Annotated in this window: 14 protein-coding genes; 8 read left to right on the top strand and 6 right to left on the bottom strand. The window is 59.5% G+C overall.

The window, feature by feature from the left end; translation table 11 throughout:
- Positions 1 to 7 precede the first annotated feature (7 nt).
- Positions 8 to 871, top strand: a complete 864-nt coding sequence (locus tag HU806_RS19855) for an efflux RND transporter periplasmic adaptor subunit (protein ID WP_186613561.1) — start codon at positions 8 to 10, stop codon at positions 869 to 871.
- Positions 872 to 933: 62 nt separating this feature from the next.
- On the opposite strand, the gene HU806_RS19850 is transcribed toward HU806_RS19855, so the two are convergent.
- Positions 934 to 1,404, bottom strand: coding sequence for a MaoC family dehydratase (locus HU806_RS19850; RefSeq protein WP_093099066.1), 471 nt, complete (start codon positions 1,402 to 1,404; stop codon positions 934 to 936).
- A 38-nt stretch (positions 1,405 to 1,442) separates the two neighbouring features.
- On the bottom strand, positions 1,443 to 2,387 hold the full coding sequence (locus HU806_RS19845; RefSeq protein WP_186613559.1) for an alpha/beta hydrolase: 945 nt from the start codon (positions 2,385 to 2,387) through the stop codon (positions 1,443 to 1,445).
- 224 nt (positions 2,388 to 2,611) lie between these two features.
- Between HU806_RS19845 and fadD2 the strand changes: the two genes are divergently transcribed.
- Both fadD2 and fadD1 read left to right on the top strand, forming a co-directional pair.
- Positions 2,612 to 4,300 carry a long-chain-fatty-acid--CoA ligase FadD2 gene (gene fadD2, locus HU806_RS19840; protein ID WP_186613557.1) on the top strand — a complete coding sequence of 563 codons (1,689 nt, stop codon included), beginning with the start codon at positions 2,612 to 2,614 and terminating at the stop codon, positions 4,298 to 4,300.
- 295 nt (positions 4,301 to 4,595) lie between these two features.
- The gene (gene fadD1, locus HU806_RS19835; protein ID WP_186613555.1) at positions 4,596 to 6,287 is read left to right on the top strand and encodes a long-chain-fatty-acid--CoA ligase FadD1; all 1,692 of its coding nucleotides are present in this window, start codon (positions 4,596 to 4,598) and stop codon (positions 6,285 to 6,287) included.
- Between the two features lie 212 nt (positions 6,288 to 6,499).
- On the opposite strand, the gene HU806_RS19830 is transcribed toward fadD1, so the two are convergent.
- Positions 6,500 to 6,877, bottom strand: coding sequence for a hypothetical protein (locus HU806_RS19830; RefSeq protein ID WP_186613553.1), 378 nt, complete (start codon positions 6,875 to 6,877; stop codon positions 6,500 to 6,502).
- Between the two features lie 195 nt (positions 6,878 to 7,072).
- Here HU806_RS19830 and HU806_RS19825 point away from each other — a divergent pair, with 195 nt between their 5' ends.
- From HU806_RS19825 to def, 3 genes are all read left to right on the top strand, one after another.
- A complete protein-coding gene (locus HU806_RS19825) occupies positions 7,073 to 7,264 on the top strand; it encodes a CsbD family protein (RefSeq protein WP_186613551.1) in 192 nt (63 codons plus the stop codon).
- Between the two features lie 175 nt (positions 7,265 to 7,439).
- Positions 7,440 to 8,393, top strand: a complete 954-nt coding sequence (locus HU806_RS19820) for a YihY/virulence factor BrkB family protein (RefSeq protein ID WP_186613549.1) — start codon at positions 7,440 to 7,442, stop codon at positions 8,391 to 8,393.
- Positions 8,390 to 8,929, top strand: coding sequence for a peptide deformylase (gene def / locus HU806_RS19815; RefSeq protein WP_186613547.1), 540 nt, complete (start codon positions 8,390 to 8,392; stop codon positions 8,927 to 8,929). Before HU806_RS19820 ends, def begins: the two co-directional genes overlap by 4 nt.
- A gap of 3 nt (positions 8,930 to 8,932) precedes the next feature.
- Here the strand turns inward: def and HU806_RS19810 are convergent, their stop codons facing one another.
- The 3 genes from HU806_RS19810 to gntR form a co-directional block, all read right to left on the bottom strand.
- On the bottom strand, positions 8,933 to 9,352 hold the full coding sequence (locus HU806_RS19810; protein ID WP_186613545.1) for a GNAT family N-acetyltransferase: 420 nt from the start codon (positions 9,350 to 9,352) through the stop codon (positions 8,933 to 8,935).
- A 288-nt stretch (positions 9,353 to 9,640) separates the two neighbouring features.
- Entirely contained in the window at positions 9,641 to 10,195 is a 555-nt protein-coding gene (locus HU806_RS19805) for a hypothetical protein (protein ID WP_186613543.1), read from the bottom strand.
- Positions 10,196 to 10,357: 162 nt separating this feature from the next.
- A complete protein-coding gene (gntR, locus tag HU806_RS19800) occupies positions 10,358 to 11,389 on the bottom strand; it encodes an HTH-type transcriptional regulator GntR (RefSeq protein WP_186613541.1) in 1,032 nt (343 codons plus the stop codon).
- 215 nt (positions 11,390 to 11,604) lie between these two features.
- Here gntR and HU806_RS19795 point away from each other — a divergent pair, with 215 nt between their 5' ends.
- Together HU806_RS19795 and HU806_RS19790 are read left to right on the top strand one after the other, a co-directional pair.
- Complete coding sequence (locus tag HU806_RS19795) at positions 11,605 to 12,138, top strand: gluconokinase (RefSeq protein ID WP_186613539.1); 534 nt, start codon at positions 11,605 to 11,607, stop codon at positions 12,136 to 12,138.
- A 92-nt stretch (positions 12,139 to 12,230) separates the two neighbouring features.
- Positions 12,231 to 13,583 (top strand): GntP family permease, encoded by a 1,353-nt coding sequence (locus HU806_RS19790; protein WP_053182604.1) that lies wholly within the window; start codon positions 12,231 to 12,233, stop codon positions 13,581 to 13,583.
- The last annotated feature ends 55 nt before the right edge of the window (positions 13,584 to 13,638 follow it).

Below are 13,638 nucleotides of genomic sequence, written 5' to 3'. Positions count from 1 at the left end.
GTTGAACATGCGTACATCCGTACGTGTTGCCGTCACGCTGAGCGTGGTGGCCGTGGCGATCTTCGCCGGGTTTCATTTGTGGCAGTACTACATGCTCACGCCCTGGACCCGGGATGCGCGGATCCGTGCCGACGTGGTGGTGATCGCTCCCGACGTATCGGGTTGGGTGCGCGAGCTCAAGGCCGTGGATAACCAGCAGGTCAAGGCCGGCGACGTATTGCTCAATATCGATCGCGAGCGTTTCGAGGCCGCAGTGGAGAAAGCCAGGGCGGTGGTCCAGACTCGCCAGCAGCAACTGAGCCTGCGCGAACACGAAGCCAGTCGCCGCGCCGCATTGGGTCCACAGGCCATCAGCGCCGAGTTGCGCGAAAACGCCCAGATCAACGCGGGGATTGCCCGTGGTGAACTGCGCGAGGCCCAGGCCGAGGCCAAGGTTGCCGAGCTGAACCTGGCGCGCAGCCAGGTCCTGGCCCCACGTAGCGGCCACATCACCAACCTGCGCCTGGCCGAAGGCAACTATGTGAACGCCGGGCAGCCGGTCATGGCGCTGGTGGATGACTCAACGTTCTATGTGCAGGCCTATTTCGAAGAAACCAAACTGCCGAGGATCCGCGTCGGCGATCCAGTCAAAGTCTGGTTGATGAGCGCCGGCCATGCCCTCGAAGGCCATGTTGAAAGCATCAGCCGAGGCATCACCGACCGCAATACCAACCCCGATGCGCAACTGCTGGCCGAGGTCGAGCCAACGTTCAACTGGGTGCGTCTGGCCCAGCGGATTCCGGTACGAATCAAGCTGGACAAGGTGCCGGAAGGGGTGAGCCTGAGCGCGGGGATGACGGCGAGTGTGCAGGTGCGGGAAGCCCAGCAATAGCCGCTGCGCTGCGAACTCCGTGGTGAGGGAGCAAGCTCCCTCGCCACGGGCATCATGTGCCATCAGCCGATGCTGATTGGCGGCAACGTCGGCAGTGTCACGGTCTGCTGTTTACGCGGGGCGAGAATCTCGGCCTCGCCGTCCACCACCAGTTCATCACGCTGGTTGAACACGCGGGTGGCGATGCGCACGCGAAATTTTGGCAGCTTCTCCAGGATCTCCAGGCGCACGGTCAAGGTGTCGCCGATCTTTACCGGTTTCTGGAAACTCATCTGCTGGCCAATATAAATGGTGCCCGGCCCAGGCAACTCACACGCGACCGCCGCGCTGATCAGCGCACCGCTGAACATGCCATGTGCGATGCGCTCCTTGAACATGCTGGCTGCGGCGAATTCGGCGTCCAGGTGCACCGGGTTGTGATCGCCCGACATCGCGGCGAATAACTGGATGTCGCGCTCTTCGACGGTCTTGCTGTAGCTGGCAGTCTGACCGACTTCGAGGGCTTCGTAAGGGATGTTGGTAACCTGGGTCATGTCTGGATCCTGGACGGGTAGAGGAAAACGCGGCAAAGCTACTCGCTGCGTGGCGGCCGCTTGTGACTCAAGGCCTGGGCAATCCAGGCCAGCACATCGGCCGTCACTTCATCGCGGTTGGTTTCATTGAACAGTTCGTGCCGGGCCTGCGGGTAAATCGTCAATTGCATATGTTGGTTGCCGGCGTCGCGCAAGGCGTCGGCCAGATCCTTCAGACGCTTGCCCTCGCTCACCGGATCACATTCGCCGCCAATCACCAGCAGCGGCAGGCCTGGATCGATCTGCGCGAGATTGGACGCTTTGCTGATCTGCTGCAACCCACCCAGCAGGTCGACCCACAGCTGATTGGTGCAACGAAAGCCGCATAGCGGGTCTCGGACGTATTTGTCCACCTCGGCCGGGTCGCGGCTGAGCCAGTCGAAAGGCGTACGCACGGGTTTGAATTTTTTGTTGAAGCTGCCGAATGACAACCACTCGATCAGCGCGCTACGCCCTGTTGCTCCCTGACGTCGACGCTCGAAGCGGGCGATCAGGCGCGCCGCACGGTAAAGCGCCACGGGTTGGAAGTTCGAACCGCTGAGAATCGCTCCGTGCAGGCTGGCGCTGTGGTGCAGCAGGTAGGCTTGGGCGATGTAGCTGCCCATGCTGTGGCCCAGCAGCAGGATGGGGATATCCGGATGCTGCTGGACGATGTGGTGATTAAGGCTCGCCAGGTCGCCGACGACCTTGGCCCAGCCGTCCTCGTCCGCGAAATGACCGAGGATGGCTTCTTCACCGGTCTTGCCGTGGCCACGCAGGTCCAGCGCATAGACGCCATAACCTTCGGCGCACAGCGCTTGCGCCAGGCGCCCATAGCGGGCGCTGTGTTCGGCCATGCCGTGGGCCAGCATGATCACCGCCGATGGGGCGGTTTCGGGCAACCACTGATTGACGAACAAGCGGCTATGGTCGGTCTCGGTCAGCCAGAGCGTTTGGTGGATCATGGCGGTTCCTTTGCACAAATCAGACGCAGCGTCGCTGCATTGTATAGCGCATCCGCTGCGTCTCGCCTGATCAGCTCTCGGCGAGGCAGGAAGATTCACACAATCTATGACGCAAGTTGCCATATTTGCCTGATTGGCCATAGCTGCTAGTGTCCCATGAGCTCCGCCTGTAAAAGCGATACGCAAGCGGTCCCGGATACGTTCAGGTAAAGAGGACAAAAACAATGCAGCCTGATTTCTGGAATGACAAACGCCCGGCCGGCGTGCCTTCGGACATCGAACACGGTGTCTACAAGTCGGTCGTCGAGGTGTTCGAGCGTTCCTGCAAGAAATTTGCCGACCGTCCGGCGTTCAGCAATATGGGGGTGACGCTCACTTACGCCGAGCTCGAGCGCTACAGCGCGGCCTTTGCCGGTTACCTGCAGGCCCATACCGACCTGGCTCCAGGCGATCGCATCGCGGTACAGATGCCCAACGTCCTGCAATACCCGATCGCCGTTTTCGGTGCGCTGCGCGCCGGGCTGGTGGTGGTCAACACCAACCCGTTGTATACCCCGCGGGAAATGCGCCACCAGTTCAGGGACTCCGGCGCCCGGGCGCTGGTGTACCTGAACATGTTCGGACAGAAAGTCCAGGAAGTGCTGCCTGACACCGACCTGCAATACCTGATCGAGGCGAAGATGGGCGACCTGATGCCCACCGCCAAGGGCTGGTTGGTGAATACGGTGGTGAGCAAGGTCAAGAAAATGGTCCCGGACTATTCGCTGCCCCAAGCCGTTTCTTTCAAGACCGCCCTGCGCCTGGGTCGTGGCCAGGGCATCAAGCCGTTGAACGTGAGCCTCGACGACATCGCCGTGTTGCAATACACCGGCGGCACTACCGGACTGGCGAAAGGCGCGATGCTGACCCACGGCAACCTGGTGGCCAACATGCAGCAGGCCCGGGCCTGCCTGGGGCAGATCGGCGACGACGGCCAGCCGTTGTTGCGCGAAGGCCAGGAAGTCATGATCGCGCCGCTGCCGCTTTACCACATCTATGCATTCACGGCGAACTGCATGTGCATGATGGTCACGGGCAACCACAACGTGTTGATCACCAATCCACGAGACATCGGCGGCTTCATCAAGGAGCTGAAGAACTGGCGGTTTTCCCTGTTGTTGGGGCTTAACACATTGTTCGTGGCGCTGATGGATCACCCGGATTTCAAGACGCTGGATTTCTCCAACCTCAAGGTCACCAACTCAGGTGGTACCGCGTTGGTCAAGGCTACCGCCGAGCGCTGGAAACAGCTCACCGGTTGCAGTATTACCGAAGGGTACGGGCTGACCGAAACCTCGCCAGTGGCCAGTGCCAACCCTTACGGCGGCAAGTCGCGCCTGGGTACGGTGGGTTTGCCGGTGCCGGGAACGCTGATGAAAGTCATCAGCGATGACGGTATCGAGCTGCCTCTTGGTGAGCGCGGAGAGCTGTGCATAAAAGGCCCGCAGATCATGAAGGGCTACTGGAACAAGCCTGAAGCTACCGCCGAAGTGCTGGACAGCGAAGGCTGGTTCAAGTCCGGCGATATCGCGGTGATCGACCCCGATGGATTTGTGCGTATCGTCGACCGCAAGAAGGACATGATCATCGTCTCGGGGTTCAACGTGTACCCCAACGAGATCGAGGACGTGGTGATGGCGCACCCGAAAGTCGCCAGTTGCGCCGTCATCGGCGTGCCGGATGAACGTTCGGGGGAGGCGGTGAAACTGTTCGTGGTGGCGCGTGAGTCGGGCGTCAGCCTTGAAGAGCTCAAGGCGTACTGCAAGGAGAACTTCACGGGGTACAAGATACCCAAGCACATCGTGCTAAGAGAGTCGCTGCCAATGACGCCGGTGGGCAAGATCTTGCGACGGGAGCTGCGCGACATCGCCTGAAGCCAGGGAGGTCCAGTAAAAACCCTGTGGGAGCAAGCGTGCTCCCACAGTGCTTTGAGGGAATTATACAAGACTTAGAATTTTTACTCTAAAAATGACTATTGCATATTCTTGAGTCAAGTTTATGACCGTAGGGGCCGTTTTTGGCTCTAGGCGACCCTTGGCAAAGCTGCTACTCTCGGCGCGCTTTTGTGACTTCTCGGCCTTTATCCAGCCAGATTCACCAACAGACACACACCAATAATAATCGCATCAAATGCGGTGAGAATTCGCGTTGCTGAGGAGTGGGGCTTCCATGATCGAAGACTTTTGGAAGGATAAATACCCAGCTGGGATTGCTGCCGACATCAATCCAGATGAGTATCCGAATATTCAGGCGGTGTTGAAGCAATCCTGCCAACGCTTCGCCGACAAGCCGGCATTCAGCAACCTTGGCAAGACGATCACCTACGGTGAGCTGTACGAGTTGTCCGGTGCCTTTGCCGCTTACTTGCAACAGCATACCGATTTGCAGCCGGGCGATCGAATCGCCGTGCAACTTCCCAACGTCCTCCAATACCCAGTGGCCGTGTTCGGTGCGATTCGTGCCGGGCTGATCGTGGTCAATACCAACCCGCTCTACACCGCGCGGGAAATGGAACATCAATTCAATGATTCCGGTGCCAAGGCGCTGGTGTGCCTGGCAAACATGGCGCACCTGGCCGAGCACGTGGTGCCCAAGACGGGCGTCAAGCACGTCATCGTGACCGAAGTCGCCGATCTTCTGCCGCCGCTCAAGCGTTTGCTGATCAACAGCGCCATCAAGTACGTCAAGAAGATGGTCCCGGCTTATCACTTGCCCAAGGCCATCAAGTTCAACGATGTGCTGAGCAAGGGCCATGGCCAGCCCGTGACCGAAGCCAACCCTGCCAGCGATGAAGTGGCCGTGTTGCAATACACCGGCGGCACCACTGGCGTGGCGAAGGGCGCGATGCTTACCCACCGCAACCTGGTGGCGAACATGCTGCAGTGCAAGGCGCTGATGGGCTCCAACCTCAATGAAGGCTGCGAAGTGCTGATCACGCCGCTGCCGCTTTATCACATCTACGCATTCACCTTCCATTGCATGGCGATGATGCTGATCGGCAACCACAACATCCTGATCAGCAACCCGCGCGACCTGTCGGCGATGGTCAAGGAATTGTCGAAGTGGAAGTTTAGCGGTTTCGTTGGCCTCAACACGTTGTTCGTGGCGCTGTGCAACAACGAAGCTTTCCGCAAGCTGGACTTCTCGGCGCTGAAGGTGACTTTGTCTGGCGGCATGGCCTTGCAATTGGCCGCGGCGGAGCGTTGGAAAGCGGTCACAGGTTGCCCGATCTGCGAAGGCTACGGCATGACCGAGACGAGCCCGGTCGCCACCGTCAACCCGATCCAGCACATTCAGGTTGGCACGATCGGTATTCCGGTGCCGTCGACGCTGTGCAAGGTCATTGATGACGCGGGCGTCGAGCTGCCATTGGGTGAAATCGGCGAATTGTGTGTGAAAGGTCCTCAGGTCATGAAGGGCTATTGGCAGCGCCAGGACGCCACCGACGAGATGCTCGACAGCGATGGCTGGCTCAAGACCGGCGACATCGCTGTGATCCAGCCGGACGGCTACATGCGCATTGTCGATCGCAAGAAAGACATGATCCTGATCTCCGGCTTCAACGTGTACCCCAACGAGTTGGAAGATGTGTTGGCGACCCTGCCGGGTGTGCTGCAATGCGCGGCCATCGGGGTACCGGATGAGAAATCCGGCGAGGCGATCAAGATATTCATCGTTGCGCGCCCGGGTGTCACCCTGACCAAGGAGCAGGTGATGGAGCACATGCGCGCCAATGTCACGGGCTACAAAGTGCCCAAGACCGTGGAATTCCGCGATGCGTTGCCTACCACCAACGTGGGCAAGATCCTGCGTCGCGAATTGCGGGATGAAGAACTGAGAAAGTTGGGGTTGAAGAAGTAAGCCCTCCACCCACAAAAAGCCCCGCTGAGTGCGGGGCTTTTTGTTACAAGGCGATGTCCTCGCGTGGGGCTGCCGTTGTGGCGAGGGAGCTTGCTCCCGCTGGGCTGCGTAGCAGTCCCATCCGGTCCGACTGATACACCGCAAGGGGCCGCTTCGCGTCCAGCGGGAGCAAGTTCCCTCGCCACAGGGACATCGGCGTCCTGGCGATCGGACTACAACCTGAATTGCGCGAAATCCAGGTTGGTGCCACCCGGCCGCATGTCTTGCAGGTAAGAATCCTTGTCGGCACTGAGTTCCAGGCTCAGGGCTGCCTTGCGTTTGCCCTGGTTGCGCACCTCAAGGTTTTCCATTTTTTCGCGAAGGAACACGGTCGGTACCTTCAGATGCAATAACTCGTCGGTGGCCGGCGTGTGCAGCAGCAGGTGAATCCATTCGTATTGCCCAATGGCCAGCCGGGCCACTGGAATGTCGAACCAGAAGATGTTGCGGTTGCGGTTCAGTTCGCTGAAATGACAGTTATTGACGCCTAGGACGGCGCCGCCCAGTTCTTGATTCCTGCGGGCGATGGCCTGCTTTTTATCGAGTTTCATAACGTTCCTACGGGATTGAAGCTTCAGGCCGCAGCCTGAATACGTTGAGCATTCTCGGGGGTGAATCGCCAAACATAAAGCGCAACCTGCATCTGACGATGAAATGCGCCGCGGAAAAAATGAAACTCCCTGCAAACGGCACCGGTCAACGCTTATGTAATGACTTTTCGTACAGTTATTCACAGGAGAGACATCATGGGTAGCACGAGCGATAAAGTGAAGGGCGTTGCCAACGAAGCTGTCGGCAACATCAAGCAAGGCGTCGGCAAGGCCACCGACAATGACCGCATGCGCGCCGAGGGCGTGGTCCAAGAGAAAAAAGGTGAGGCCCAGCAAACCGCGGGCAAGGCCAAGGATGCAGTCAAGAAAGGCGTTGACGAGGCATGACCGGCCTGTAAAAAAGCGATTTGGAACGGCCATCCGCGGGTGGCCGTTATCATGTCGGCTCGAACTGGCACCAGGGAAATTGTTTCAAAGTCGCCAAACAGGTTACTTTTGTCTTGGATAGCAACCCCGTGAGTCGCCAGGCGACCTTCCTTTTTTGCGGCGAAAGGAGACGCACATGATGTTCCCGGCCTTGAAAGGCTTGCCCCTGCACCGCGTGATGATGCGCACGGTGAAGGAATTTCTCGACGACGAAATGTCAACGTACGCCTCCGCTCTGGCTTACCAGATGCTGTTTTCGCTGTTCCCCTTCATCCTGTTCCTGATCGCGCTGATCGGTTTCCTGCACCTGCCGGACTTCTTCTCCTGGTTGCGCCTGCAATCGGAACTGGTTCTTCCGCCCCAGGCCCTGGAACAGGTCAACCCGGTGATCGACCAGCTCCAGCAATCCAAGGGCGGGTTGCTTTCGATCGGTATCGTGATCGCGTTGTGGACCGCCTCGGCCGGTGTGCGGCTGATGATGAGCGCAATGAACGCAGCCTACGATGTGGTCGAGGGGCGTCCGGCCTGGAAGCGCTTCCCGCTGTCGATTTTCTACACCATCGGTATCGCTGGCATGTTGCTGGCCGCCGCGGCGTTGATGGTGCTGGGGCCGCAGGTGATGGGATGGATTGCCGCCCAGGTCGGGCTGGAGGAGTTCATTGTCACCGTCTGGACCCTGGTGCGCTGGCCGATCATCGTGTTTCTGCTAATGGTGGCCGTGGCGCTGATCTATTACGTGATGCCCGACGTCAAGCAGGAGTTTCGCTTCATCACGCCAGGCTCGGTATTGGCCGTGGTGGTCTGGATCATCGCGTCCCTGGGCTTCGCGTTCTACGTCAAGACCTTCGCCGACTACAATGCTATGTATGGCAGTATCGGCGCGATCATCGTCTTGTTGCTGTATTTCTATATTTCTTCAGCGGTGCTGTTACTCGGTGCGGAGATGAATGCGGTGATCGAGCACATGTCCGCCGAGGGCAAGGACAAAGGCGAAAAAAACCCAGACGAGCATAGCCAAAAACAGCATGTGTCCGGTCTTGGTCGCGACCACTCTATCCCTCTCACTCATACTGACGAAGCCCGACCATGATCCGCGAAATCCTGAAGATGGGCGATGAACGCCTGCTGCGCATCGCGCCGCCGGTGCCGGAGGAGATGTTCGACACGCCGGAGTTGTGGCAACTGATCGATGACATGTTCCAGACCATGGAGAGCGTTGGCGGCGTAGGCCTGGCGGCGCCGCAGATCGGTGTCGACCTGCAATTGGTGATCTTCGGCTTCGAGCACAGCGAGCGTTATCCCGACGCAGAGGCCGTGCCGCAGACTATCTTGATCAACCCGCTGATCACGCCGCTGAGTCCGCTGATGGAAGAGGGATACGAAGGCTGCCTGTCGGTACCGGGCCTGCGTGGGGCGGTGGATCGCTACCAACACATCCGCTATGAAGGTTTCGACCCCAAGGGCGAAGCCATCGTGCGCACGGCTTCAGGTTTCCACGCGCGGGTGGTCCAACACGAATGCGATCACCTGATAGGTCGCTTGTACCCATCGCGCATTACCGATTTCAGCAAGTTCGGATTTACCGAAGTGATGTTTCCAGACCTTGACCCAGCGGCCGACGATTGATCGTCAGGGTTCTGCAGGTTCCAGCCCCATTGCAATCATTGGCTTGCTACGCGCGTATCGGCTCAAACGCTCAGCCATGGCGTAAGGCAGTTCGGGGTTGAAGCGGAACCCGCGCCGCTCATAAAAGCCGCGCAGATCCGGATGGCAGAATAACCACACTGGCTCGTCCATGCCGTTCACCGCCTCTCTGATCAACCGCGCCGCGATGCCCTGCGCGCGGTACGCCGGGTCAACAAACAACCCCGTCAGCCAATGCCCACCAGACACCGGTCGCAGGCACAGCGCCGCGATGATCTCATCGCGGCGCGCCACCCAGAGCTGCGCGTCGCGCACGGCTTTCATCGAGGATTGGTGGGCACGATAGAACTTGTTCATCAGCGGCCACAGTGGTTCTTCGAGCTGTGTGTAATGGATTTGTGGCATGGCAGGGGACGTTGGCGACGAGAGGAGGGCGATTATAAAAGAACGCCGGTGCAGCGATAGGTGTATACCTGGCTTACATCACGTATGACTGGAGTAAGTATCATGGCCAAAGGCATGGATTCAAAAAAAGCGGCAAAGAAAAAACCGGCGAAGAGTGCCGATGAAAAACGCGCCGACAAGAAAGCCAAGAAGGTGAATCTGTTCGGTCATTGAACCGCACCTTCCTGGCGGGCTAGAGCTTTGAGGCGGGACTGCAAGGTCCCGCTCAAAACCCGCTGGTGCGATCGTTCAAAGGGCGACGAGGAAAGTATCCAAGGCCGACTCTTTGTCGCTCGTGCGGCTCTGCTGGGTTTTCTCGATCTGGGCAATCGCCGACTTGTCCCGCATGCGCTGGGCGATTTCCTCGCCGACCGCCAATTGCTTCTCGGGCGGCATCGCCTCGTATTCCTCTTCGGTAATGCCCATTTCCTCAAGAATGCTGTCGCGCAGGCGTTGCTCAGGCGTCTTGCTCATGTATTCCTTGAACGCCTCCATGGCAGAGCTGCCAACTTTCCTCGCTTCGTCAGAGGCTGACGTGGCGACCGTTTGCAGTTGTACGCGGGTCTTGGCGAATGCTTCGTCGACCTTGTCGCTGATTGCAGTAGCGGCGTTTACCTGTTGGGTGGCTTGCCGAGAGATGGTCCCTTGGACTTGGGTGCTGCCCTGATTGGCCTGGGCCTGCACATTATCGCGCAGTGCTTGCAGGGCAGCGCTTTGCAGGCCGCTGGCGGCTTCGGCGGTGGGGTCTTCGCCCGGGCGTTTGAGGGGGAGGTTTATCGCTTGTTGTTTCGCACTGACCAACATGTTGGATACCTGTAGGTGATGGCTGAGCGATGGGCAGGAGCATTTCCCATGCCATCGTCGCAACGTCCCGTATTCCAAGGGCTACGGGGAAGATGCGTGCGGCGAAGGCGGCCAGTCCTTGCCGTTCGTCGGCATGGATCGACCGCTTCATGCCAGAACCGCTCAGGTACTTTCGCGAACCTTGAGTTCGAATCCCAGGTCAACCACCGGCTGGGTAATGCGATTGCCAGCCATCAACGTGAGCATCTGTTCAGCGGCGCGGCGGCCAATCGCTTCCCTTGGAGTGTTGATGCTGCTCAAGCGCGGCACCATATGGGCCGAGGCGGGCAGGTCGTTGAAGCCCAGGATCGATACCTGTTCGGGGACCTTGATGCCACAGCGCAACGCCTCGAGCAGGGCGCCGTGGGCCAAGTCGTCGTTGCCGAAGAAAATCGCATCGACGTCCGGGTGGCTGGCCAGCAATTGCAAGAACAATTCACCACCCAGGCCCACCGACGACGGACGCGGCGTCAGTACTTCCAGGTCCGGGTCGTAGCGTTCGGCTTTTTGCAGCGCACGACGGAAACCCTCGCCGCGCAGCAGCGTGCGTTGGTCCAGCTGGGCGCCAATATAGGCCAGGCGCTTGCGACCTCGGGAAATCAAATGCTCGGCGGCGGTCTCGCCGGCCTTGAGCTGGGAAAAACCGACGCAGTTGAGCCCGGCGCCGGGGTCCAATTCCATCATGTACACGCAAGGAATATTGCTGGCCTCGATCATGCGCCGGGCGCTTTCGGTACGGTCGAACCCGGTCAGCAGCAAGCCTCGAGGCTGATACGCCATGTAATTGCGCAGGAGGTCTTCTTCTTCATCTCGGGAATAGTGATAGTTGCCAATCACCACTTCGAAGCCTTTGGGCCGCAGCACGCGATGAATGGCTTCCAGGGTGTCAATGAACAGGAGGTTGGACAACGACGGCACCAGCACTACCACCGAATGGCTCTGGGCCGAGGCCAGTGCGCGGGCGGCGGGGTTGACGACGTAGTTGAGTTCCAGGGCGGCCTGGCGGACCTTGTCCACCAGTTCGGCGGCCACGGTGCTGACGCCACGCAGGGCACGGGAGGCGGTGATCGGACTGACACCGGCCAGGCGTGCGACTTCGTTGAGCGTGGGGCGACCGGTGGTGCGAGTATTCTTATCGTTTTTAGGGGCGGTCATCAGGGTGGCTTGCCAAACAAAAATCAAGGCACTAAGGTAGCGCTGTCTCGGCGCGGCTGCAAATGCGCGAGCAGGGTTTGCCTGATCCCTGTGCGCAAGTGCCGTGGACGTACATGCTGCAACCACAAAAATGACAAGAAGGCGTCGGCAACTTCTGCTTTTGCTGCGGTGTCATAACTGGCAAAGGTAGCGCTGTCTGCGCGCTGAGGTGTTACATGAATAATCCAATCACCGCCCTGGTCATCATGGGCGTTGCCGGTTGCGGCAAGACTTGCGTCAGCCAGGCCCTGTGCCAATTGAGCGGCGCCACCGCCATCGAAGGCGACACGTTCCACCCTGCGGCCAACATCCAGAAGATGAGCGCCGGTATTCCCTTGAACGACGACGACCGTGCCGGCTGGCTCGACAGCCTGTGCGATGAGTTGCGCCGTGTCGACGCCACGGGCGAACGTCCAGTGCTGACCTGCTCGGCCCTCAAGCACAGTTATCGCGAGCGTCTGCGCAGCGCCTTGCCCGGCCTGGGCTTCGTATTCCTTGAACTGACCCCAGAAGTGGCCGCTGACCGCGTTTCCCATCGTCCCGGCCATTTCATGCCGTCGACCCTGATTGACAGCCAGTTCGCCACCCTTGAATCCCCTGTCGGCGAGCCCCTGACCCTGGCTCTGGACGCGTCCAGCCACAGCATCGACGAATTGGCGCGCCAGGCTTACGTCTGGTGGTTGGCCCACGGTTTGAAGCTCGCCGGCTGAGTTTCAAGAAATTTGCGTCAGAAAGATAGCGCTGTCCCGACGGCTTGAAAATAACTGCTTCAATAACAACAACAAATCAGGAGACACCTCCCATGTTCGGCATGTCCCACGAGACGTTCCTACTGCTTGATGCAGTGGTCACGGTGATCGGACTCATCGTCCTTATCACCAAGTTCAAATTCCACCCGTTCATTGCACTGACTATCGCCGCCGCGTTCCTCGGCCTGACGTCGGGCATGCCGACCGGCACCATCATCAAGGCGTTCCAGGACGGCTTCGGTGGCGTGCTCGGTTTTGTCGGCATCATCCTCGCGCTGGGCACGATGCTTGGCAAGATGATGGCCGAGTCGGGCGGGGCCGATCAGATCGCCCAGACCCTGATCCGCGCCTTCGGCAAGGACAAGGTGCAGTGGGCGATGATGTTCGCGGCGTTCCTGGTGGGCATCCCGCTGTTCTTCGAAATCGGCTTCGTGCTGCTGATCCCGCTGGTGTTCATCGTGGCGCGCCGCACCGGCGTGTCGATCATCAAGATCGGTATCCCGTTGCTGGCCGGCCTTTCCGCGGTCCACGGCCTGGTGCCACCGCACCCGGGTCCGTTGTTGGCGATCGGCATCTTTGGCGCTGACATTGGCAAGACCATTCTCTACGGCCTGATCGTCGCGCTGCCGACCGCCATCATTGCCGGGCCGATTTTCGGTACCTTCATTGCCAAGCACATCCCCGGCCATCCGAACCAGGAACTGGTGGATCAACTGGCGCGCGAGACGAACGCCGCCGAGCTGCCAAGCTTCAGCATCACCTTGATCACTGTGTTGTCGCCGGTGTTCCTGATGTTGCTCAAGACCTTCGCTGACGTGGCGCTGCCGGACGGCAACCTGTTCCGCGTCTGGATGGACATGATTGGCCACCCGATCTCGGCGTTGTTGCTGGCGTTGCTGTTGTCGTTGTACACCTTCGGCTACAAGCAAGGCATCGGCTCCAGCCAGATGCTCAAATGGCTGGACGCAAGCCTGGCTCCGACGGCCGCGATCATCCTGATCATCGGTGCCGGTGGCGGCTTCAAGCAGATGTTGGTGACCAGCGGCGTGGGCGATGTGATCGGCCATATGGCGGTCAGCGCGCAGATCTCGCCGATCCTGCTGGCCTGGCTGGTGGCGGCGGTGATTCGTATTGCGACGGGGTCGGCGACGGTGGCAACCATTACCGGTGCCGGGATCGTGGTGCCGGTGGTGGGTATGATGCCAGGCGTGAACCGTGAACTGCTGGTGCTGGCGACCGGTGCTGGCTCGTTGATCCTGTCTCACGTCAACGACGCAGGCTTCTGGCTGGTCAAGCAGTACTTCAACATGACCGTGGCCGAAACCTTCAAGACCTGGACCGCGATGGAAACCATCCTGTCCGTGGTGGGGCTGATCTTTATCCTGCTGTTGTCGCTGGTGATCTAAGCCGCGACTGACAATCTGTGGCAAGGGAGCTTGCTCCCTCGCCACATCAGCGGTT

Origin of the sequence: Pseudomonas sp. SWRI154 (genome assembly GCF_014268645.1) — a bacterium.
GTDB lineage: Bacteria > Pseudomonadota > Gammaproteobacteria > Pseudomonadales > Pseudomonadaceae > Aquipseudomonas > Aquipseudomonas marvdashtae.
This window is presented reverse-complemented; position numbering and strand designations above follow the sequence as displayed.

What these genes read in the sequence shown, in the direction of transcription:
- HU806_RS19850 (WP_093099066.1), bottom strand. Translation starts at nt 1,404, where the DNA reads ATGACCCAGGTTACCAACATCCCTTACGAAGCCCTCGAAGTCGGTCAG.
- HU806_RS19810 (WP_186613545.1), bottom strand. Translation starts at nt 9,352, where the DNA reads ATGCCACAAATCCATTACACACAGCTCGAAGAACCACTGTGGCCGCTG.
- HU806_RS19795 (WP_186613539.1), top strand. Translation starts at nt 11,605, where the DNA reads ATGAATAATCCAATCACCGCCCTGGTCATCATGGGCGTTGCCGGTTGC.
- HU806_RS19855 (WP_186613561.1), top strand. Translation starts at nt 8, where the DNA reads ATGCGTACATCCGTACGTGTTGCCGTCACGCTGAGCGTGGTGGCCGTG.
- HU806_RS19825 (WP_186613551.1), top strand. Translation starts at nt 7,073, where the DNA reads ATGGGTAGCACGAGCGATAAAGTGAAGGGCGTTGCCAACGAAGCTGTC.
- HU806_RS19845 (WP_186613559.1), bottom strand. Translation starts at nt 2,387, where the DNA reads ATGATCCACCAAACGCTCTGGCTGACCGAGACCGACCATAGCCGCTTG.
- HU806_RS19830 (WP_186613553.1), bottom strand. Translation starts at nt 6,877, where the DNA reads ATGAAACTCGATAAAAAGCAGGCCATCGCCCGCAGGAATCAAGAACTG.
- fadD1 (WP_186613555.1), top strand. Translation starts at nt 4,596, where the DNA reads ATGATCGAAGACTTTTGGAAGGATAAATACCCAGCTGGGATTGCTGCC.
- fadD2 (WP_186613557.1), top strand. Translation starts at nt 2,612, where the DNA reads ATGCAGCCTGATTTCTGGAATGACAAACGCCCGGCCGGCGTGCCTTCG.
- HU806_RS19790 (WP_053182604.1), top strand. Translation starts at nt 12,231, where the DNA reads ATGTTCGGCATGTCCCACGAGACGTTCCTACTGCTTGATGCAGTGGTC.
- HU806_RS19805 (WP_186613543.1), bottom strand. Translation starts at nt 10,195, where the DNA reads ATGTTGGTCAGTGCGAAACAACAAGCGATAAACCTCCCCCTCAAACGC.
- gntR (WP_186613541.1), bottom strand. Translation starts at nt 11,389, where the DNA reads ATGACCGCCCCTAAAAACGATAAGAATACTCGCACCACCGGTCGCCCC.
- def (WP_186613547.1), top strand. Translation starts at nt 8,390, where the DNA reads ATGATCCGCGAAATCCTGAAGATGGGCGATGAACGCCTGCTGCGCATC.
- HU806_RS19820 (WP_186613549.1), top strand. Translation starts at nt 7,440, where the DNA reads ATGATGTTCCCGGCCTTGAAAGGCTTGCCCCTGCACCGCGTGATGATG.